Origin of the sequence: Paractinoplanes abujensis (assembly GCF_014204895.1) — a bacterium.
GTDB lineage: Bacteria > Actinomycetota > Actinomycetes > Mycobacteriales > Micromonosporaceae > Actinoplanes > Actinoplanes abujensis.
Map to the genome: position 1 here is coordinate 7,309,212 of NZ_JACHMF010000001.1, position 20,416 is coordinate 7,329,627.

Annotated in this window: 23 protein-coding genes and 1 pseudogene; 19 read left to right on the forward strand and 5 right to left on the reverse strand. The window is 70.8% G+C overall.

From position 1 onward, the window contains the following. Positions 1–5: 5 nt before the first annotated feature. The 10 genes and pseudogenes from mtfM to BKA14_RS33485 all read left to right on the forward strand — a co-directional run bounded on the left by mtfM (position 6) and on the right by BKA14_RS33485 (position 6,112). The gene (gene mtfM / locus BKA14_RS45290) at positions 6–110 is read left to right on the forward strand and encodes a small membrane protein MtfM (RefSeq protein WP_268919125.1); all 105 of its coding nucleotides are present in this window, start codon (positions 6–8) and stop codon (positions 108–110) included. Further along, the gene (locus BKA14_RS33445) at positions 107–712 is read left to right on the forward strand and encodes a heme-binding beta-barrel domain-containing protein (protein ID WP_184954759.1); all 606 of its coding nucleotides are present in this window, start codon (positions 107–109) and stop codon (positions 710–712) included. Before mtfM ends, BKA14_RS33445 begins: the two co-directional genes overlap by 4 nt. A gap of 49 nt (positions 713–761) precedes the next feature. Beyond that, positions 762–1,154 carry a Fur family transcriptional regulator gene (locus BKA14_RS33450; protein WP_184957122.1) on the forward strand — a complete coding sequence of 131 codons (393 nt, stop codon included), beginning with the start codon at positions 762–764 and terminating at the stop codon, positions 1,152–1,154. Positions 1,155–1,158: 4 nt separating this feature from the next. After that, positions 1,159–2,193, forward strand: a complete 1,035-nt coding sequence (gene ygfZ, locus BKA14_RS33455) for a CAF17-like 4Fe-4S cluster assembly/insertion protein YgfZ (protein WP_184954760.1) — start codon at positions 1,159–1,161, stop codon at positions 2,191–2,193. 10 nt (positions 2,194–2,203) lie between these two features. After that, positions 2,204–3,037: a beta-keto acid cleavage family enzyme gene (locus BKA14_RS33460; RefSeq protein WP_184954761.1), complete on the forward strand. Its 834-nt coding sequence runs from the start codon at positions 2,204–2,206 to the stop codon at positions 3,035–3,037. Then, positions 3,034–3,939 carry an asparaginase gene (locus BKA14_RS33465; RefSeq protein WP_184954762.1) on the forward strand — a complete coding sequence of 302 codons (906 nt, stop codon included), beginning with the start codon at positions 3,034–3,036 and terminating at the stop codon, positions 3,937–3,939. The genes BKA14_RS33460 and BKA14_RS33465 overlap by 4 nt, the downstream gene beginning before the upstream one ends. 69 nt (positions 3,940–4,008) lie before the next feature. Then, positions 4,009–4,383 (forward strand): annotated as a pseudogene (locus BKA14_RS33470) (helix-turn-helix domain-containing protein); the annotation flags it as partial. Between the two features lie 20 nt (positions 4,384–4,403). Then, positions 4,404–4,850: a hypothetical protein gene (locus BKA14_RS33475; RefSeq protein ID WP_184954764.1), complete on the forward strand. Its 447-nt coding sequence runs from the start codon at positions 4,404–4,406 to the stop codon at positions 4,848–4,850. Between the two features lie 66 nt (positions 4,851–4,916). Then, on the forward strand, positions 4,917–5,231 hold the full coding sequence (locus BKA14_RS33480) for a DUF2516 family protein (protein ID WP_184954765.1): 315 nt from the start codon (positions 4,917–4,919) through the stop codon (positions 5,229–5,231). Then, on the forward strand, positions 5,228–6,112 hold the full coding sequence (locus BKA14_RS33485) for an alpha/beta fold hydrolase (protein ID WP_184954766.1): 885 nt from the start codon (positions 5,228–5,230) through the stop codon (positions 6,110–6,112). The genes BKA14_RS33480 and BKA14_RS33485 overlap by 4 nt, the downstream gene beginning before the upstream one ends. Position 6,113: 1 nt before the next feature. Here the strand turns inward: BKA14_RS33485 and BKA14_RS33490 are convergent, their stop codons facing one another. After that, on the reverse strand, positions 6,114–7,172 hold the full coding sequence (locus BKA14_RS33490; protein WP_184954767.1) for a PKD domain-containing protein: 1,059 nt from the start codon (positions 7,170–7,172) through the stop codon (positions 6,114–6,116). A 172-nt stretch (positions 7,173–7,344) separates the two neighbouring features. On the opposite strand from BKA14_RS33490, the gene BKA14_RS33495 reads away from it, so the two are divergent. Both BKA14_RS33495 and BKA14_RS33500 read left to right on the forward strand, forming a co-directional pair. Further along, a complete protein-coding gene (locus tag BKA14_RS33495) occupies positions 7,345–7,767 on the forward strand; it encodes a hypothetical protein (protein ID WP_184954768.1) in 423 nt (140 codons plus the stop codon). Positions 7,768–7,808: 41 nt separating this feature from the next. Beyond that, positions 7,809–8,630 (forward strand): EI24 domain-containing protein, encoded by an 822-nt coding sequence (locus BKA14_RS33500; protein WP_239092600.1) that lies wholly within the window; start codon positions 7,809–7,811, stop codon positions 8,628–8,630. On the opposite strand, the gene BKA14_RS33505 is transcribed toward BKA14_RS33500, so the two are convergent. From BKA14_RS33505 to BKA14_RS33515, 3 genes are all read right to left on the reverse strand, one after another. After that, positions 8,595–9,605: a LacI family DNA-binding transcriptional regulator gene (locus tag BKA14_RS33505; RefSeq protein ID WP_184954769.1), complete on the reverse strand. Its 1,011-nt coding sequence runs from the start codon at positions 9,603–9,605 to the stop codon at positions 8,595–8,597. The genes BKA14_RS33500 and BKA14_RS33505 overlap by 36 nt on opposite strands. Before the next feature lie 14 nt (positions 9,606–9,619). After that, on the reverse strand, positions 9,620–11,038 hold the full coding sequence (locus BKA14_RS33510) for a GH1 family beta-glucosidase (RefSeq protein ID WP_184954770.1): 1,419 nt from the start codon (positions 11,036–11,038) through the stop codon (positions 9,620–9,622). Between the two features lie 117 nt (positions 11,039–11,155). Next, complete coding sequence (locus BKA14_RS33515) at positions 11,156–11,914, reverse strand: maleylpyruvate isomerase family mycothiol-dependent enzyme (RefSeq protein WP_184954771.1); 759 nt, start codon at positions 11,912–11,914, stop codon at positions 11,156–11,158. 68 nt (positions 11,915–11,982) lie between these two features. Here BKA14_RS33515 and BKA14_RS33520 point away from each other — a divergent pair, with 68 nt between their 5' ends. After that, complete coding sequence (locus tag BKA14_RS33520) at positions 11,983–13,026, forward strand: UDP-N-acetylmuramate dehydrogenase (RefSeq protein ID WP_438861922.1); 1,044 nt, start codon at positions 11,983–11,985, stop codon at positions 13,024–13,026. A 3-nt stretch (positions 13,027–13,029) separates the two neighbouring features. On the opposite strand, the gene BKA14_RS33525 is transcribed toward BKA14_RS33520, so the two are convergent. Continuing rightward, entirely contained in the window at positions 13,030–13,560 is a 531-nt protein-coding gene (locus BKA14_RS33525) for a CAP domain-containing protein (RefSeq protein ID WP_239092599.1), read from the reverse strand. A 346-nt stretch (positions 13,561–13,906) separates the two neighbouring features. Between BKA14_RS33525 and BKA14_RS33530 the strand changes: the two genes are divergently transcribed. The 6 genes from BKA14_RS33530 to BKA14_RS33555 all read left to right on the forward strand — a co-directional run bounded on the left by BKA14_RS33530 (position 13,907) and on the right by BKA14_RS33555 (position 20,416). Then, entirely contained in the window at positions 13,907–14,605 is a 699-nt protein-coding gene (locus BKA14_RS33530) for a response regulator transcription factor (RefSeq protein ID WP_184954773.1), read from the forward strand. 89 nt (positions 14,606–14,694) lie between these two features. Continuing rightward, positions 14,695–17,055 carry a chemotaxis protein CheW gene (locus tag BKA14_RS45295; protein WP_184954774.1) on the forward strand — a complete coding sequence of 787 codons (2,361 nt, stop codon included), beginning with the start codon at positions 14,695–14,697 and terminating at the stop codon, positions 17,053–17,055. 1 nt (position 17,056) lies between these two features. Then, positions 17,057–17,494 carry a chemotaxis protein CheW gene (locus tag BKA14_RS33540; protein ID WP_184954775.1) on the forward strand — a complete coding sequence of 146 codons (438 nt, stop codon included), beginning with the start codon at positions 17,057–17,059 and terminating at the stop codon, positions 17,492–17,494. Next, entirely contained in the window at positions 17,494–18,366 is an 873-nt protein-coding gene (locus tag BKA14_RS33545) for a hypothetical protein (RefSeq protein ID WP_184954776.1), read from the forward strand. The genes BKA14_RS33540 and BKA14_RS33545 overlap by 1 nt, the downstream gene beginning before the upstream one ends. A gap of 11 nt (positions 18,367–18,377) precedes the next feature. Further along, a complete protein-coding gene (locus BKA14_RS33550; RefSeq protein ID WP_184954777.1) occupies positions 18,378–19,574 on the forward strand; it encodes a protein-glutamate methylesterase/protein-glutamine glutaminase in 1,197 nt (398 codons plus the stop codon). Beyond that, positions 19,571–20,416, forward strand: coding sequence for a CheR family methyltransferase (locus BKA14_RS33555; protein WP_184954778.1), 846 nt, complete (start codon positions 19,571–19,573; stop codon positions 20,414–20,416). Before BKA14_RS33550 ends, BKA14_RS33555 begins: the two co-directional genes overlap by 4 nt.

The following is a 20,416-nucleotide window of genomic DNA, read 5'->3' on the forward strand; positions in this document are numbered from 1 at the left end:
CGGTCATGGTTACGGAAATTGGGTTCGTGAGCCTGCTGGTCGCCGGTCTCGGCGCGCTGGCGGGCGGGTTCGGCTATCTGGCGATGCGGGTCTCGAGGGGGCGTTGGTGAGCGATCAGCAGGAAAATCCGCTGGGCCCGCCGCCCTGGCTGAACGCCCCTCCCGTCGACCCCTATCCGTACGAGGAGACGCACGACCTGCGTCAGGGCGCCGACCTCAACCCGGCGCTGCTCGGCCTGCTGCCCTTCGTCGGGTTGTGGCGCGGCCGCGGTCAGGGCGGCTTCCCGGCCGAGAAGGACTACGACTTCGCCCAGGAGGTGCGGATCAGCCACGACGGCCGTCCGTTCCTGCGCTACGAGTCGCGCTCCTGGCTGCTCGACGACGAGTCGAAGCCGGCCGGCGAGTGGATCGTCGAGTCCGGCTTCTGGCGCCCGGTGCTCGACGCCGAGGGCCGCGCGACCGACGACATGGAAGCCGTCATCGTCACCCCCGAGGGCACGGTCGAGATCTATGTCGGCAACACCGTGGGCACCACCCGGCTCGAGATCGACACCGACGCGGTGGCGTACACGCCGACCGGCCAGCATCTGACCGGCGCACGGCGGCTCTTCGGCATCGTCGAGGGTGCGCTGCTCTACGCGCACGAGGTGTCGGTCGACAAGAGCGAGTTGCAGCCGCACATGTCGGCGCGACTGCTCAGGGTCGGCGGTTGAGCACGGAGGGCGTAATCTTGGCTGCGTGTCCGCCACCGCCCTCGCCGCCATGCTCCGTGAGCGTGGCCTGCGGCTGACCCCGCAGCGCCAGCTGATCCTGGAGGCGGTGCACGAGCTGGGCCACGCCACCCCCGAGCAGGTGCACCACCATGTGCGCGAACGTGCCGCCGGGGTCAACATCACCACCGTCTATCGCACCCTCGAGCTGCTCGAAGAGCTCGGGCTGGTCAACCACACGCACCTGTCGCACGGGTCGCCGACCTATCACACGGCGGGTGAGGATCAGCACGTTCACCTCGTCTGCCGTGGATGTGGGTCGATCAGTGAGGTAGACCCGAGTGTGATGGAGCCGGTGACCGACCGGCTGCTGAGCGAGCGTGACTTCCGCGTCGACGTGGGGCACGTGTCGCTCTTCGGCGTTTGCGGTGACTGCAAGGAGTAACGACATGACCGTGGTGATGGTCGAGGACCTGGACCCCTCGTCCGCCGACGCCGGGGTGCCGGCGCACTACGGCGACCCGATGCGCGAGCAACGCACACTGGCCACCGCCGTGGGTCTGGTCGACCGGTCGAACCGTGACGTGATCGCCGTGCCCGGCGAGGAGCGTGCCTCCTGGCTGCACACCCTGACCACTCAGCACCTGTCTGACCTGTCGGCCGGGCAGGGCACCGAGCTGCTGGTCCTCTCGCCGAACGGCCACGTCGAGCAGCACGCGATGGTGACCGAGGACGGCACGACCACGTGGCTGGACACCGAGCCGGGCGCGGGCGCGGGCCTGCTCAAATACCTCGAAATGATGCGCTTCTTCACCAAGGTGGAGCCGCGCGACGCGACGTCGGAGCTGGCCGTTCTGTCGCTCGTGGGCCCGGGCGCGGCCGACGTCATCCCCGGGCTGGCCGAGCCGCGGATCAACACGGTGCCGGGCGCGAAGTTCGCCGCCGGTGACGTGCCGCCGGGATCAACGAGCTTCTACGCCGTACGGGAAACCGCATTCGGCCTGGCCCGCCGGGTGCCGCTCGGGATCGACCTGCTCGTCCCGCGCGCGGAGAAGACGGCGGTGATCGAGAAGCTGGGCCTGCCGCCGGCCGGTCTGTGGGCCTACGAGGCGCTCCGTGTCGAGCAGCGCACTCCCCGGCTGGGCTGGGAGACCGACCACCGCACCATCCCGGCCGAGGCCGAGTTCCTGGCGGCCGCCGTGCACCTCGACAAGGGCTGCTATCGCGGCCAGGAGACGGTGGCCCGCGTGCATCACCTGGGCCGGCCGCCGCGCCGCCTGGCCCTGCTGCACTTCGACGGCATCGCCACCGACCAGCCCCCGGTCAAGGGCACCCCGGTGGTCCGTGAGGGTCGCGAGGTCGGCTTCATCGGCACCGCCGTGCGTCACCACGAGCTGGGTCTGATCGCCCTGGCCGTGCTCAAGCGCACCGCGACCGACGGTCTGACCGTGGGCGATTCCGTGGTGGCGGTCGACGAACACTAAGGTCACGTCTATGACCGGGACCGTGATCACCGTTGCTCCGACCGGCGCCGAAAGCAGCAAGGCCGATGTGCCCGCGCTGCCCGTCACGCTCGACGAACTCGTGGCCACCGCCAAGGAGTGCGAAGCGCTGGGCGCTGCCATCATCCACGTGCACATCCGCGACGCCGAGGCCGCGCCGACCCTCGACCAGGGCCGGCTGCGCGCCACCGTGACCGCCCTGCGCGAGTCGACCGGCCTGATCGTGCAGCTCTCCTCGGGCGGCGCGGTCACCGACCCCGAGTCCGACCGGCTGGCCGTGCTCGATGCCGGGCCCGAGATGGCCTCCTGCACCATGGGCACGGTCAACTTCGGTGACGGTGTGTTCCTGAACCGCTGGGAGTTCATCGTCGACCTGCACGCCCGCATGCAGGAGCGCGGCATCGTGCCCGAGTACGAGATCTTCGACCTGGGCCAGCTGGCGTCGCTGCAGCGGCTGCTGAGCCGCCACGGGTTGCCCTTCGGCGGTCACGTGCACGTCGACCTGGTGATGGGGGTGCCGGGTGGCATGCCGGGCACGGCCGCCGCGCTGGTCGCATGCGAGCAGGCCCTGCGTGATCTGCCCGAGGGCACCACGTTCTCGGCCACCGGCATCGGGCGCTCGACGATTCCGGTCATGCTGGCCTCGCTGAGCGCGGGTGGGCATCTGCGGGTCGGCCTGGAGGACACGATCACGTACGCCAAGGGCCGCCCGGTCGAGTCGAACATGCAGCTGGTGGCCCGGGCCGTCGGCTTCGCGCAGCTGGCCCAGCGGCCGCCGCTGACCGCGCGTGAGACCCGCGAGCTGCTGGGTATCCCGGCCCGATGATCATCGCTCAGGTCCTGCGCTCGGGCTTCGTCGAAAGCGTCCACCACGGCTCGGTCTTCTCCAGCGCGGGCAGCCGCGGCGACGTGACCACGCCGATCTTCCCGCGCTCGTCGAACAAGCCGCTGCAGACGGTCGGCATGCTCCGGGCCGGTTTCGTGCCGCGCGACGGCGCCGACCTGGCCCTGATCAGCGGCAGCCACTTCGGCGAGCCGTTCCACGTGCGCCGGGTCTCGGAGATCCTCACGGCGGCCGGCCTGGACGCCGGCGCCCTGCGCTGCCCGGCGTCGCTGCCGCTGGCCGAGGACGCCCGGGACGACTGGCTGCGCGCGGGCGGCGGCCCCGAGCGGGTGCTGATGAACTGCTCGGGCAAACACGCCGGCATGCTCGCGACCTGCGTGGCCAACGACTGGCCGCTCGAGTCGTATCTTGACCCCGCGCATCCCCTGCAGGTGGCGATCGCCCGCGCGGTGGCCGACCTGGCCGGCGAGAACATCGCCGCCGTGGGGGTGGACGGCTGCGGCGCGCCGGTGCTCGCGCTGTCGCTGACCGGCCTCGCGCGCGCGTTCGAGCGGCTGGTCTCGGCCGAGCCGGGCAGCCACGAGCGCCGGGTGGCCGACGAGATGCGGGCCCGTCCCGAGTTGGTGGCGGGCACCGGGGCGGACGACACCGTGCTCATGGCGGCCGTGCCGGGCCTGCTGGCCAAGGGCGGTGCCGAGGGCGTGGTGGCTGTGGCCGTGCCCGGGGCGGGGGCGATCGCCATCAAGGTCGACGACGGGGGAATGCGGGCGCGCACCCCCGTACTCCTCGACGAGCTGGACAAACTCGGTGTCCAGGCGCCGGTGATGGAGGAGTTGATCCTGGGCGGGGGAGAGCCGGTGGGCCGGGTGCGGCCGGTGCGGTGACTCGGCTCACGCTAGCTGGAGTTAGCGTTTTGCTTGCAACAGCTAGCACTCGGGGCTACCGTCGAATGCATGGCCACACCCAAGGATCTGCCCGAGGACATCGGCGGTTTCATCCGTGACCTCCGGCAGACCGCGAAGATCTCGCTGCGCCAGCTCGCCGACAAGGCGGGCGTGAGCAACCCGTATCTCAGCCAGATCGAACGTGGCCTGCGCAAGCCCAGTGCCGAGGTGCTGCAGCAGATCGCCAGCGCGCTGCGGGTGTCGACGCCCGCGATGTATCTGCGGGCCGGACTGCTCGACAGCGAGGGCCAGCAAGGCGTGCTGGCCGCGATCGCCGCCGATCCCGAGCTGACGATCGCGCAGAAGCAGTCGCTGACCCAGATCTACGAGACGTTCCGCAACGAGAACGCGCGCACCAAGCAGGACTCCGCCGAAGCGACCACTCCGACTCCCGAGGAGCAGAAATGACCGAGCAGACCAAGACCCGTTTCCCGGCCCCGCTCTACGCCGCCGCCGGCGCCGGTGACATCGCCGTCGAGCAGCTGCGCAAGCTGCCCGCCGTGATCAACGACCTCAGCGAGCGCGCCGCCGCCTCGCTCCGCACCTACAACGAGCAGGCCGGCACCAAGGCCGCCGAGCTGCGCGACAAGGCCTCCACCACCGACTTCGAGGCGCTCCGGGGCAACGCGGCCAGCGTCGCCACCTCGTTCGCCCAGATCGTCGAGGACCGCGCCGTCGCGGCGTACACCGCGCTGGTGGCCCGGGGCGAGCGCGTCGTCGGCACCGGCGTCGTCGAGGCCGCCGACGTGGTGAACTCCGACATCGAGAAGACCGAGGAGCCGGTGGCCATCGAAGCCGCCGAGAAGCCCGCCGCGACCCCCAAGCCCCGCAAGCGCGCCGCGGCCAAGTGACACCCCGGCACGACATGATCAGCAGGGCCCGGCATCGGCTGGGCCCCGCGGCATAGACTTTCCCTCATGGCCTCCTCCGCGCCGATCTTCTACGCCGCCGTCGTCGGCTACCTCAACCTGCTCGTCCTCATCCTTTCGCTGGTCGTTCAGGCGGTCGCGCTGATCCACTGCCTGACCCAGAAGGGCGACGGATTCCAGGCCATCGGCACTCTGCCCAAGGGTGCGTGGGCGGCGATCCTCGCCATCTGCATCGTGCTGACCCTGCTGCTGCAGAGCGCGATCGGCATCTTCGGCCTGATCGGCATCGCCGCCGCGCTGATCTACCTGCTCGACGTCCGTCCCGGCCTCAAGGACCTGTCGGACGGCAAAGGCTTCTGGTGAGGCGCTTCGGGCCGCCGCCACCCGACGGCGGGCCCCGCCTGCACCGGGCTGACCCGACCGGGCCGCGCTCGGGTCGTCCGACCCTCCCGGGCCCGCCGACCGAGATCCTTCCCACCCCTTCCGGCGTACGGCTGGAGCAGTTGATCACCGGTGTCGGTGAGCCCGTCACCGTCTTCGCGCACGGGCTGGGCGGCGACATCTCCGGCACCCGCCCGCTGGGCAGCGCGGTCACCGGCCGCCGAGTGTTCTTCCACTTCCGCGGGCATGGCCGCTCCGACGCTCCGGTAGGGCCCTGGAGTTTCGCCGACCTGGCCGACGACCTGCGCGGCGTGGCCGACCTGACCGGCGCGACCCGGGCGCTCGGCGTCAGCATGGGCGCGGGCGCCCTGTCCCGGCTGATCGGCGACACGCCCGACCGGTTCGAGCGGGTCGTCTTCTATCTGCCCGCGCCGCTCGACGGCACCCGGCCCGCGGCCGCCGAGGCCCGTGTGGAACGGCTGCTGGCCGCGGTCGAGTCGGGGGAGGCGGCGTCGATCGCGGCGGCCGTCGAAGCGGAACTGCCGCCCTCGGTGCGCAACACGCCGGCCGGGTGGAGCCACCTGCGCCAGCGGGTCGAGCAGTTGCAGCGGGACGGGCTGGCCTCCGAGCTGACCACCCTGTGGCACGAGCCCGCGGTGCCCGACGAGTCGTTGCTGCGGGCCTTCCGCGGGCGGGCGCTGGTGCTGGGCTGCCTGGGCGACGAGGTGCATCCGGCGGCCTGGGCCGAACGGCTGGCCGGGCTGCTGCCCGGGGCCGACCTGCACGTCTACGACAGGCCGGCGGTCCTGTGGAACAACCGGGCCGAGCTGCGAACGCGCATCTCGGAGTTTCTGAATTCCTAGGTCAGCTCGCGAGCCAGACCGGGACGTAGTACTTGGGGTTGCTCCAGTTGGCGACCTTGTCGATGGCGACGGGCCAGATCTCCAGGTGCCAGCCCTTCGACAACCCGGCCACCGGCTTCGTGGCCCAGGTGCCGTTCGCGGCCACCTTCGCCCTGTCCTCGATGCCGTCCGGAAGGGTGTCGAGCTCCTGCCCGGTGTAGCGCAGCCACGACTTCGTCTGGAAGTTGTAGATGTACATGCCCTTGGCGTCGGTCCACTTGAGGACCAGCGTGCTCACATAGTCCACGCCGGCGTGCGCGTCGCTCGCCGTGCCCCGGACGGTCGTCCACGAGCTCGCCTTGCTCGGGCTGGCCGGATACTTCACAGCGACCTTGGGTGCCGTCTTGTCGTAGACGACGTTGAGCGGCGTCGCGGCGCGCTCGGTGGCTTCGCCGAACTTGTTCTTGAGCTGCACCTTCGGCGCGAAGGAGCCCTTGGTGAAGTAGTGCGGCGCCGTTGGGGCCGTGGCGCCCTTGCGCAGCAGCGTGAACTCGTTGTCGGGCCAGTTCACCCACGCCTCGTCGGTGTCGGCCGGCAGACCGGTCGGGGTGAAGACCCCCTCGACGCTGTAGTCGTGGGGAAGATTGTCGGAGCCGATGTACGTGTTGGTGTAGATCGGGTTCTTCTGCCAGCCCAGCGTGCCCTCCGGCGCGGTCACCGCGACCGTGGCCGACGCGAGCGTGCCGGTGCCCGCGACGGTGCCGTCGTTAAGCGTGACGCTCACGGTGAAGCTGCCGGTGGTGGCGTACTTGTGCGTCCAACTCGTCGAACCGGCCTCGGCGGTCTGCGCGGCGGTGCCGTCACCCCAGCTGATGACGCGGCTGATGTTCGCGGGCTCCGTGTCGTCGTCGGCCAGGGCGCTCTGCGTGAGCGTCACCGACTGGCCAGCCCAGACAGCGTTCGTGTTCAGCGCGTACGTGCCCGTCGGCGGCTCGCCGGCCGCGAGCGCGGGCGAGGCGATGCCCACGGCCAGGGACGCGGCAAAAAGGGCAGGTAGGGCGCGGCGGTAAACGAGTTTCATGGATCCCCCGTTGATCTGCCTCCCCGTCCCGACAGAGGGGAGCCAGCGGACAATACCGGTGCGACAGGGTATTGATCAAGCCCGTTCTTCGGCCCGAGCCGTAACCTTTCTCGGCTCTCGGCACGTTGTCTAGAACGTGCGGCTTTCCCCCAAATCAGTCTTTGTCGGACTAGTGGCAATCGGCCTGCCGGTCGCGGTCACCGTCGGCTGGACCCTCGCCACCCCGCCCGTACGCCCCGCTGCAGTGGGCGCCCCTGGCGGTGAGGGCGCGCTCGGAACCGCCCCCACCTCCCCGCAACGGGAGCCGGTGGCCGTCCGCTACACGGCCCAGCCCCACCGGCCGGCCGGCCCCACGGCCCCCGCCGGTGCCCCCGTCCCCACCACGGCCGCCCCGTCGTCGTCCCCGACACCGACGACGGTCGTCCCGGTGTCCACGCCGTCCCCCACGCCGTCGGTCAGCACGTCGGAGGACCTTCCGCCGCTGACCCTGCCGCCCGTCCCCACGCCCACCGAGATCACCGGCCCGCCGAGCTGGGAGCCGCCGTCCACGGATCCCTCCTCGTCGTCGTCGGATCCCGAGTCCACCAGCCCCTGACCGTCCCGGCGGGACTGTGCCGGCTGCTCTACTCTTCTGGCGTGAATGCGGAAAACGGCCGGCCCCTGAGCGCGGTCAAGCAGTTCGCGATCGGGGCCGGGCTGCTCGGGCGTGGGCTCGGGATCGTCTTGCGCAGTCCGAAGCTGCTGGCGCTCGGGCTGGTGCCGGCGCTCATCTCCGGGGCGCTCTACGCCACCGCGCTGTTCTTCCTGCTCGACTATCTGCCCGAGTTGAGCCGGGCCGTCACGTGGTTCGCCGACGACTGGGCCGAGTGGCTGCGTGACCTCATGCAGGTGCTCGGGGGCCTCGCCCTGCTCGGGGTGTCGGTGCTGCTGGGCGTGCTGACCTTCACGGCGGTCACCCTGTTGATCGGCGACCCGTTCTACGAGCGCATCTCCGAGCTGGTCGAGGACCGGTTCGGCGGGGTTCCCGACGAGGTCGAGGTGGGGTTCTGGCCGTCGCTGCGGCGCAGCCTGGCCGACTCGCTGCGGCTGATCGGGTTGTCCGTCCTGATCGGAATCCCGCTGTTCGCGCTGGGTTTCCTGCCGGTGGTGGGCCAGACCGTGATCCCGGTGCTCGGCGGGGCGTTCGGCGGGTGGCTGCTGGCCCTCGAACTCACCGGTGTGCCGTTCCAGCGGCGCGGGCAGCGGTTGCGGCACCGGCGGGTCGTGCTCGGGCAGCACCGGCCGCTGGCGCTCGGGTTCGGCGTGGCCGTCTTCTGCTGTTTCCTGATCCCGCTGGGCGCGATCCTGCTGATGCCGGCCGCGATCGCGGGCGCCACGCTGCTGGCCCGGCAGTCGCTGGGGCACACCGTCAAGGCGCCCGTGTCAGGCGGAGTCGCGGACCACCAGCTCCGTCGGTAACACCACGGCGTCGGGCCGGCCGGGGTCGCCGTTGATCAGGCCGAGCAGCTGGCGGGCCATCGTGCGGCCCATGTCGGCGATCGGCTGGCGCACGGTGGTCAGCGGCGGATCGCTGTAACGGCTTATCTCGAAGTCGTCGAAGCCGATCACCGCGACGTCGGCCGGGACGCGGCGACCGGCCTCCCTCAGGGCGATCAACGCTCCGTGCGCCATCATGTCGCTGGCCACGAACACCGCGTCGAGCGCCGGGTCGGCGGCCAGCAGCGAGCGCATCGCGCTGATGCCGGACTCGCGGGTGAAGTCGCCGAACCGCACGTGCTGGGGCAGGCCGGCCTCGTCGAGCGTGGCCCGGTAGCCCGCCAGCCGGTCGATGCCGGCCACCATGTCCTGCGGCCCGGCGATGGTGGCGATCCGGCGGCGGCCGCCCGCGACCAGATGCCGTACGCCCGCGGCGACCCCGCCGAAGTGATCCACGTCCACATAGGGCACCGTGGGACCGCCGATGGGACGGCCGCTGCAGATGACAGGGATGCCGAGGCGGGCCAGGGTGCCGGGGAGCGGGTCGGCGCCGTGCATCGAGGCGAACATGACGCCGTCGACGTGACCGGCCACGGCGTACCGCTCGACCCGGACGTGGCTCTTCGGAGAACCGGCCATCATCAGCACCAGCTGCTTGTCGGCCGCCTCCAGCTCGACGCCGACGCCGCGGATGATCGCGGGAAAGAACAGGTCGTCCGAGAACACCCGGTTGGCCGTCTCGGGCAGGATCAGCGCGATCGACTCGGTGCGCTGGGTGACGAGGCTGCGGGCAGCCTGGTTGGGCACGTAGCCCAGCTCGTCGACGGCCCGGGTGACCGCCTCCCGGATCGAGGCGGCCACCGAGGTCGAGCCGTTGACGACGCGGGAGACGGTCGCCCGGGACACCCCGGCGCGGCGCGCCACTGCTTCCAGGGTCGGCCGCGCCCGCGTCACCAAAGTCTCACCCCTCGTCAGTTGCCCGGCGCGGCGATGCCGTTGCGCCGGATCACCTCCCGGTACCACTTCGCGCTGTCCTTCAGCGTGCGCTGCTGCGTCGTGTAGTCGACGTGCACGACACCGAACCGCTTGCGATACCCCTCGGCCCACTCGAAATTGTCCATGAGCGACCAGACGAAGTAACCACGCAGATCGACGCCGGCCGCCAGGGCATCATGGCAGGCGCGCAGGTGGCCGTCGAGATAGTCGACGCGGCGGGCGTCGTGCACCTCGCCGTCGGCGGACGGGCCCTCGGGGTACGCCGCGCCGTTTTCGGTGATCATCAGCGGGACGCCGGGGTAGTCCTTGTGGATCCGCTCCAGCAGGCCGGTCAGCGCGGACGGCTCGATCCGCCAGTTCATGTCGGTGACCGGGCCGTCGGGCGCGTGCCAGGCGATGCCCTCGCTGCCGGGCTGGTCGAGCGCCGACGGGGCGCCGGGCCGGGCCGAGACGTACGCGGGCTGGTAGAAGTTGATGCCCAGTACGTCGATCGGCGCGTTGATCGTGGCCAGGTCACCGTCGGCGATGTACGCCAGGTCGGTGAACCGGGACATGTGCTCGAGCATGTCGGCCGGGTACTGACCCTTGAACAGCGGGTCGAGGAACAGCCGGTTGGACAGCCCGTCGATGATCCGGACCGCCTCGAGGTCGGCGGCGCTGGACGGGTCGACCGGCAGGGCGACGTTCGGGTTGAGCGTGATGCTGATGCTCTGGGCGCCGGCCGAGCGCAGCGCGCGGGCCGCCAGGCCGTGGCCGAGCAGCAGGTGGTGCACCGCGGCGAAGACGGCGGCCGGGTCCTGCTTGCCGGGCGCGTGCACGCCGCTGCCGTAGCCCAGGTAGGCCGAGCACCACGGCTCGTTCAGCGTGGTCCAGGTCTTGACCCGGTCGCCCAGGCGGGCGTGGACGATCTGCGCGTACTCGGCGAAGGCCTCCGCGGTGAGCCGGTTGGCCCAGCCGCCGAGGTCCTCCAGGGTCTGCGGCAGATCCCAGTGGTAGAGCGTGACGACCGGGTCGATGCCCTTGCCGAGCAGTTCGTCGGTGAGCCGGTCGTAGAAGTCCAGACCCTTGACGTTGACCGGGCCGGTGCCGTCGGGCTGGATCCGCGGCCAGGCGACTGAGAACCGGTACGACGCCAGGCCCAGGTCGGCCATCAGCGCCACGTCGTCGGCATACCGGTGGTAGTGGTCGCAGGCGACGTCGCCGGTGTGCCCGTTGTAGACGCGTCCCGGCGTACGGCTGAAGGTGTCCCAGATCGAGGGGCCGCGACCGTCCTCCTGCGCCGCGCCCTCAATCTGGTACGACGCCGTCGCGGCGCCCCAGATGAAGTCGTCGGGGAAGGTGATCGCGGCGAGGGCCGGCTGCGCCGACGTGGTGGGCGTGACGGTGGCCGTCATGCGTTCCCCGCTTCCTTGTGCGAGACTCAACTTAACCGGTTAATAATAGGGTCGGAAACTTTCGCCGCCATACCGGTAAGTCGAATGTAAGCTCGCTTGCCAGTCCGCCGGGGGGAATCAGCCGGTGCGGAGCGCGGAAATCAGGCGCGGGTCCCCGGTCACGACCAGGCGGTCCGTGCGCAACCGGCCCATCAGCATCAGCAGCAGATCGCTCGCCGTGCCGGTGGCCTGTGCGCGGGCGTGGTGGTCGTCGGAGTCGAGAATCGTGCCCGTGTCGAGCAGGGCCACCCCGGCCCCGCGCAGCCGCACGAACCACTCGTAACCGGCGTCGTTGGCGATCAGGTGGACCACGCCGTGCAGGTCGGTCGGGCCCTTTCGGCGGCCGGCGGGCAGCCAGGTGTCGAGCACCTCGCTCACTCCGTCGGCGGCCAGCTTGGTCTCGATCGGGGTTGGGCGCTCGGCCGCGGACTCGGCGTCCCAGCGGTGCACCGAGATCTCGTGAGCCATGCGGCGCTGCCAGAACGACGCCTTCTTGGCCTGCGGCGCCCAGTTCCAGGCGGCGAAGTCGGCGTCGAGGGCCTCGAGCGTCTCGATCGTGCCGGTCAGCTCGCGGCGCAGCCCGTCCAGCGCGGTCTCCCACTCGGGGCGGGGTGGCACCTGCGGCGGGTCGGGGCGCTCGGTGACACCGCGCGCCGCGATCTCACGGACCCAATGCAGCTCGGACGTCAGGTGCTCGACCAGGTCGGCGACCGTCCAGTCGGGGCAGCCGGGGACGGCCGCCTCGGGGCCGGCCTGGGCGACCGCGTCCTGCAGCGCGGGGCTGTCGGCCCGCAGCGCCGCGAGCCAGAAGTCCTTTGTCGCGTGCAGCCTGTTCATCGCGATTCTCTCCCGCTTCACCGGACCGCCGATGAGGTGCCCGAACCGTTGAGCCTAGGGTGGTTGCCGTGCCTGACGTTACCGCCGCTCCGCAAACCGTCCTGTCGGCGTACACGACGCTACGCCTCGGCGGCCCAGCCGGCACCTTGACGGTCGCCACCGAAACGGACCAAGTGGTTGCTACCGTGCGTAATGCCACGGAAGATGGGCGGCCGCTGCTGGTTCTGGCGGGCGGCAGCAACGTCGTGATCGGCGACGAGGGCTTCGACGGCACGGTCCTGCTGCTGCGCACCCGCGGCGTCCGGGTCGTCGAGGAGCACGCGGACAGCGTCGTGCTGCGGGTGGCCGCGGGCGAACCCTGGGACGACCTGGTGGCGTACACGGTGGAGCAGGGCCTGTCGGGCATCGAGTGCCTGAGCGGGATCCCGGGCTCGGCGGGCGCCACCCCGATCCAGAACGTGGGGGCGTACGGGCAGGAGGTCGCTCACACGATCGTGGCGGTCCACGCCTACGACCGCGAGACCCGGACGCTGCGGGTGATGCCCCCGGCCGAGTGCGGCTTCGCCTATCGCGCCAGCGTCTTCAAGCACAGCGACCGGTACGTGGTGGTGGAGGTCGACTTCCGGCTGGCCCGCTCGGCCGAGTCGGCCCCGATCCGCTACGCCGAGCTGGCCCGCCACCTCGGTGTCGAGGCCGGTGATCGGGTCCCGCTGCAGCAGGCCCGCGACACCGTGCGCAAGCTGCGCGAGCAGAAGGGCATGGTGCTCGACGCGGACGACCGCGACACGTGGTCGGTCGGCTCGTTCTTCACCAACCCGGTGGTCGGCGCCGACGAGTGGGCCGCGCTCGGCTTGGACGCCCCGCACTGGCCGGGCGAGGACGGCACGGTGAAGATCCCGGCGGCCTGGCTGATCGAGCGGGCCGGCTTCGGGAAGGGCTTCGCGGGCGACGGCGTGGCGATCTCCACCAAGCACACCCTGGCGCTGACCAACCGGGGCACAGGCACCACCGAGGCCCTGCTCCGGCTGGCCCGCACGGTGCGCGACGGCGTGCGCGAGCGCTTCGGCGTCGAGCTGCACCCGGAACCCGTGCTGATCAACTGTGCGCTCTGAGCGTCAGTCCCAGCCGAACACCTGGGTGTAATAAGGCACCCCGTTGGCCGCGTAGACGACGCCGGTGCCGATCGACTTGGCGCCGCAGTTGAGCATGTTGGCGCGGTGCCGCGGGCTGGCCATCCAGGCCTCGATCACCTCGGCCGCCGTGCGGTAGCCCCAGGCGATGTTCTCGCCCGAGGGCTGCTCGTATCCGGCCAGGTGGGACCGCCGCACGAAGGTCGTGCCGTCTCGCCAGACGTGGCTGAACAGGCCGGTGCGGGCCATGTAGAGGCTCTGCCGCACCGAGGCCACGACCAGTTCCCGGTCGACGGTGAGCAGGCGGCGGCATCCGTTGGCCCAGCGCTGCCGGTTGGTCATCGTGACGACCTGGGACATCAGGGTGCGCGGGGCGACGACCGTGGGAGTGGCGACGGCAGTCGTGGTCGTGGCCGCCGGTGGTGCGGGTGGCGTCGGCACACCGGCCAGCGCCGGGCCGGCCACGGCGAGCCCGATCACCGGCCCGGTGATCAGCAGGACGAATTGTCGCAGCACGGCACAGCTCCTCTCCCTGGGCGACGTCGCCCACCTAGGGATATCGGATCCGTTATCGGGCGGTACGTCCCATCTTTGCCGGAAACCGGAAATGCGGGCGGAGAACGTGTCAGTCTGAGGGGATTAGTGATCTTGGGAAATGGGCGGTTGGCCCGCGAATCTGTGACTGTCCGTAAATAGACCGTGACATCACGCTATCGTGGCTTTGCGCGGTTGATTCCGCCACCGGCTGTGGCCGGAGCAGAACACACGACATCGACCCTCCACCGGGCGCCGGCCGGCGTACGGGCGGGCGGTCGTGTCCGGACCTGAGCACGACCGAGGGGTGGGGCATGGTGAGCACAGGATGAGTCGCCTACTCGTCGTCGAGGACGATCCGGACATCGCACTCGCCCTGCGTCTGTTGTTCAGCCGTGCGGGTTACGAGGTGGCGCACGCCGGCGACGGCCGTACGGGTCTCAAGGAGGCCTACGCGGAGCACCCCGACCTGGTGGTGCTCGACGTGGGCCTGCCCGAGATGGACGGGTGGCAGGTGCTCGAACGCCTGCGCGACGTCTCGGACGTGCCGGTGCTGGTGCTGACCGCGCACGGACAGGAGGCCGAGAAGGTCCGCGGGCTGCGCGGCGGGGCCGACGACTACCTGACCAAGCCGTTCGCCAACAACGAGTTGCTGGCCCGCGTGGAGGCGCTGCTGCGGCGCTCGTCGAGCGGGCAGAACAGCTGGGCCAGCCAGGTCTACGACGACGGCTTGGTGCACCTCGACCCGACCAAACGCCGGGTCTACGTCAAGGGCGACGAGAAGCGCCTCACGCCCACGGAGTTCCGGCTGCTCAACGCGCTGGTCCGGCACGCCGGGGCGGTGCTCAGCCCGAACCAGCTGCTGACCCAGGCCTGGGACGACCCGACCGGCATCGGCCAGGAGCGCGTCAAGTTCGCCGTGCTGCGCCTGCGCCGCAAGCTCGGCTGGTCCGACCCCGACGATTCGCCCATCGAATCCGTTCGTGGATTCGGTTACCGCTATCGCCGTCCCGGCGGAGAGTCCTGATTTCCCCTTGGTAGTGGTCCGGGTGTCCTCAGGTGATGAAGACGACAACCGATGAGGGCCTTGGAACGCCGAGCAGGAGGTAACGAAGCGTGGAAGATCTTGGTGAGATCGTTGGCGAATTCCTCATGGAAAGCCACGAGAACCTGGACCAGATCGACCGGGACCTGGTCGAGCTCGAGCAGGACCCGAACTCGCGGGACCTGATCTCGCGCATCTTCCGGGCGATCCACACGATCAAGGGCACCAGCGGCTTCCTGGCCTTCAGCCGCCTCGAGAAGCTGGCCCACGCGGGCGAGTCGCTGCTGTCGAAGCTGCGCGACGGCGTCATGCCGGTCACCCCGACCACGATCACCACCCTGCTCGCCACCATCGACGGTGTGCGCTCGATCCTCTCGGCGATCGAGGAGACGCAGGCCGAGGGTGATGTCGACATCGACAGCATCATCGCCCAGGTCAACGCGCAGATGAACGCCGACCCGGCGGCCGACGCCCCCGCCGCCGATGCCCCCGCCGCCGACGCCGCCCCGGCGGCCGAGGCCGAACCGGAGCGGCTCGACGAGACGGCGTCCCGCCCGGCCCCCGAGCCGGTCGACAACCAGCGCAAGCCGATTGGCGAGATCCTCGTCGAGACCGGCGCCGCGCAGGCCTCCGACGTCGGCTCCGCGCTGGCCCAGCAGATCGAGGGCGACGAACGCAAGCTCGGCACGATCCTGCTCGACGAGGGCAAGGCCCAGCCGGCCGCGGTCAGCGAGGCGCTGCAGGCCCAGACACCCAAGCGCAGCATCGCCGACAGCGCGATCCGCGTCGACGTCGACCTGCTGGACACGCTGATGAACATGGTCGGCGAGCTCGTGCTGGCCCGTAACCAGCTGGTCCGCGGTGTGATGGAGACCGGCGACGCCACTCTCGTCCGCAGCGCCCAGCGGCTCGGCATGATCACCAGTGAGCTGCAAGAGGGCATCATGAAGACCCGGATGCAGCCCATCGAGCACATCTGGTCGAAGCTGCCCCGAGTCGTCCGCGACCTCAGCCAGTCGCTGGGCAAGCAGGTCCAGCTGGTCATGCAGGGCAAGGAGACCGAGCTCGACCGCAGCCTGCTCGAGGCGGTCAAGGACCCGCTGACCCACCTGGTGCGCAACGCGGTCGACCACGGCATCGAGAATCCGGACCAGCGGACCGCGGCCGGCAAGGGCCCCGAGGGCACCCTCACGCTGCGCGCCTATCACGAGGGCGGGCACGTGGCGGTCGAGGTGGCCGACGACGGCGCCGGCCTCAACGTCGAGCGGATCGCGCAGAAGGCGGTCGAGAACGGCCTGCTGCGCGCCGACCAGATCCCCAACATGGACCGCCGCGACATCATGGCGATGGTCTTCCAGCCCGGCTTCTCGACCGCGGCCAAGGTCACCAACGTCTCCGGCCGCGGCGTCGGCATGGACGTGGTCAAGACCAACATCGAGAACATCGGCGGCGCGGTCAGCGTCGACTCCAAGCCCGGCGAGGGCACGGTCTGGCGGCTCACCATCCCGCTCACGCTGGCCATCATCCAGGCCCTCACCGTCGACTGCGGCGATCAGCGTTACGTGATCCCGCAGGTCGCGGTGCTGGAGCTGGTCTTCATCGACGGCCAGTCGACCAAGATCGAGTACGCCTCGGGCGCGCCCGTCTACCGGCTCCGCGGCAAACTTCTTCCCCTCGTCCGCCTGGATCGCGCGCTCGGTCTCGAGGTGGGCGGCGACCAGGGCGTCTACATCATGGTGCTGCAGGCCGACGGCAGGCGTTTCGGCCTGGTCGTCGACCGGGTGCTCAACACCGAGGAAGTCGTGGTCAAGGCGCTCAACTCCCGGTTCAAGGACATCGGCCTGTACGCCGGGGCGACCATCCTGGGCGACGGCAAGGTGGGCCTGATCCTCGACGTCTCGTCGCTGGCCCGGCGCAGCCACCTGGCCGCCGATGCCGAGCGGCAGAACCTGGAGGCCTCGTCGCGGGCCTCCGGTGCCGGTGGCACGGGTGAGCGGCTGCTGGTCACCGCGGTCGGCGAGCGCCGGGTGGCGATCCCGCTGGACACGGTCACCCGGCTCGAGGAGTTCCCGCGCGACCGGATCGAGCACGCCGGCTCCCGCGAGGTCGTGCAGTACCGCGGCCAGATCCTGCCCCTGGTGCGGTTGTCGCACCTGCTCGGGGCGTACGGGGAGGAACCGGAGGGCGACAACGTCTCGGTCGTCGTCTACAGCGAAGGCGCCAAGAGTGTGGCGCTGGTGGTCGACCGGATCGTGGACATCGCCGAGAACTCGACCACGGCCCGCCGCGACGCCGAGGAGGACGGCCTGGTCGGCACCGCGGTCATCCAGCAACGGGTGACCGAGTTGCTGGACGTACGGCGGGCGATCCTGGCGGCCGACCCGAACTTCTACACCGATCTGGAAAACGACGAACTGCTGGTGGAGGCCTGAGATGGCGAGCCGTCAGTTCGCCACCTTCGAGGTGGCCGAACAGCTCTTCGGCGTCGAGGTGCACACGGTGCAGGAGGTGCTCTCCTACAACGAGTACACCCCTGTGCCGCTCGCGCCCCCGGCCATCGGCGGGCTCTTCAACCTGCGAGGCCAGGTGATCGCCGCGGTCGACCTGCGGGTCCAGCTCGGCCTGGCCCGCAAGGAGCTCGAGGGCCCGGTGATGAACGTGATTCTGCGCGGCGACGGCGAGCCGGTCAGTCTCGTGGTGGACCGGATCGGCGAGGTGGTCGACCTCGACGACGACACGTTCGAGCCGCCGCCCGACACGCTCAGCGGACCCACTCGCGACCTGGTCGTGGGCACGTTCAAACTGGACGGCCGGCTGATGCTGGCCCTCGACGTGAACGCGGCCGTCGACACGTACCGCGCCACGACCTGATGTACAGCCTCGTCAGCGCCCCGGTGCTCGGCTTCGACCTGACTCGCCTCACCGGCGGGTCGGCCACGGCCGAGGTCGTGCTGCGCGGCCTGCGGTTGCAGGCGGCCGACCTCCCGCTGCTGGCCGAACGGCTGCCGGACGAGGACGCGCGCGGACCGCTCTGGGTCGAGGTGGAGAGCGCAGCCCGCCGGATGCCGTCGCTCAAGGGCCTGAACAAGGACGACGCGGCCGGCAGCCTCGCTCTCGTCGAGCGCGCGCCGATCGGCACGGTTGACGCCCTGCTGACCTGCCTGCGGTACGACGTGATGGCGTGGACCTGGTCGGGCACGGGCCGCGACGCCCAGCAGTCCGAGGTCGCGGCCGCGGCCACCGCCCTGATCTGCGACGCCGCCGTGGCCAGCTATCTGCGCGAGGTGCTCGACGCCGACACCCGGCGCCGGCTCGGGGCGGGCTGGGTCGCGGCCATGCGCAAGCTGCCGGTCGGCGCGCCGATCGACCTGGGCCCGCACCACTACACGGTCTCGGCCCTGCTCGATCGGCTGCGCTCGCTGCGGTCGAACGATCTGAGCCGGTTGATGGCCTCGGCCGACGACGCCCGCCGCAACACCGGGGGCTGGTCCCCTGCAGTGCATTCGGCGTCCTGGGCGGCTTATCTGTCGGATCGGGTCCGTACGGCCGCCGCGGCGCAGATGCTGTTGGTACAGGCCGTCGACACGGCCGCCATTCCGTTGGCCGACCGGGCCGGCGGGGTGTGGAACATGCTCAGCGGCGCGGTGCAGGCGCTCGTGGTGCGGGATCTGCTCGACACCTCGACCGCACACCGGCTGCTCGCCCCCGTCGTGGCCGCGCTCGGCCCCGCGTGGCTGGGTTAGGAGGTGGCCAGGTGATTTCGGTCCTCGTTGTCGACGACTCGGTGGTTGTCCGCCGCTTGATCGTCGACGCCCTCGGCGGAGCCGAGAACATCGAGGTCGTCGGTACGGCGTCCAACGGTCTGCTGGCCCAGGCCAAGATCGACCAGCTCAAGCCCGACGTGATCACGATGGACATCGAGATGCCGCAGATGGACGGCATCACGGCGGTCCGCGAGCTGCGCAAGCGGCACAAGCAAATCCCCGTGATCATGTTCAGCACGCTGTCGGCCTCGGGCGCGACGGCCACCCTGGAGGCGCTCTCCGCGGGCGCGACCGACTACGTGACCAAGCCGAGCAACGTCGGCTCGATCAACGAGTCGATCAAGGCAGTCCGCGACGAGCTCGTCCCCAAGATCTATGCGCTTGCGGGCCGCCGCCGGCCCGGAGCCCCCGCGGGGCCGCCGGCCCGGCCCGGCGCCCCGGCCGCGCCCGACCGCCCGGTCGCCGGGCGACCCGGATCCGCACCGCCGCGCGCGGGCCAGTCGCCGGCCGGACGCCCCGGCGCCGCACCGGCCGGACCCGGCGCGGGCCGGCCCGCCACTACCGCCCCCCGGCGGAGCGCGCCCGGCGGACGCATCGACATCCTCGCGATCGGCTCGTCCACCGGCGGCCCGGACGCGCTGACCAAGGTGCTGCAGGGCATCCCGGCCGACATCCCGGTGCCCATCGTCATCACCCAGCACATGCCCCCCGTCTTCACCAAGATGTTCGCCGAGCGCCTCGACCGCAGCACACCGCTGCGGGTCGTCGAGGCCGGGGACGGGATGGAGCTGACGCCCGGCTGGGCGTACGTGGCTCCGGGAGACCACCATCTGGTCTTCCATCGCCGGGGAACGGCCACGCTGACGCAGCTCAGCGGCGCGCCGCCGGAAAACTCCTGCCGGCCGGCCGTGGACGTCATGTTCCGGTCCGTCGCGGCGCTCTACGGCGCATCGACGTACGCAACGATTCTCACCGGAATGGGACATGACGGACGAGGTGGAGCGAAGGTGCTGAGAGACGCGGGCGCCGAGGTGCTGGCACAGGACGAGGCCACCTCGGTGGTGTGGGGCATGCCGGGCGCCGTGGTCGGCGCGGGGCTGGCGGACGAGATCCTGCCGCTCGACCGGATCGCCGCGCACCTGGTCAACCGGGTCAAGTCCGGCCGGTCGGCGGCGGTGGCCCGATGACGCTCTCGCAGGCCGAGTTCAACTTCGTCTCCCAGCTGGTCCGGCGCGAGGCCTCGATCGTGCTCGCGCCCGGTAAGGAGTACCTGGTCGAGGCGCGGCTCATCCCGGTCGCGCGCGTGGTCGGCGCGGCCAACGTCAACGAGTTCCTGGCCGACCTGCAGCGCCGGCCCGACCCGGCCAAACAACGCAAGATCATTGACGCCCTGACCACTAACGAGACGTCGTGGTTCCGCGACCGCGAGCCGTTCGCGGCGCTCACCGACGTCGTGCTGCCCGAGCTGGTCAAGTCGCGCGCGACCGCCCGCAAGATCCGGGTGTGGTCGGCCGCCAGCTCCAGCGGCCAGGAGGCTTACAGCCTGGCCATCACCATGCAGGAGACGCTCCCGCCGGGGTGGAGCTACGACATCATGGGCACGGACATCTCGACCGAGATGGTCAAGCGGGCCGAGACCGCGGAGTACAGCCAGGTCGAGGTGAACCGCGGACTGCCCGCCGCGCAGCTGGTGCAGTACTTCGAGCGGGCCGGTGCACATTGGCGGATCGCGCCGGCGCTGCGCCGCAACGTGTCGTTCCGGCTGATGAACCTCACCGCGCCGCTGCCCGCCATGCAGCCCTTCGACGTCATCTTCCTGCGCAACGTCCTGATCTATTTCGACGTCGCGACCAAGCGCACCGTGCTGCAGAACGTGGCCAAGCTGCTCCGGCCGGACGGCTGGCTCTTCCTGGGCGCGGCCGAGACGACGATCGGGATCGACGACAACTACGAGCGTGTGGCCGCCGGCCGCACCTCCGCCTACCGAGTCCGTAGCGGGGCGTCCCTGGGCGCCGCGAGAAGGGGATGA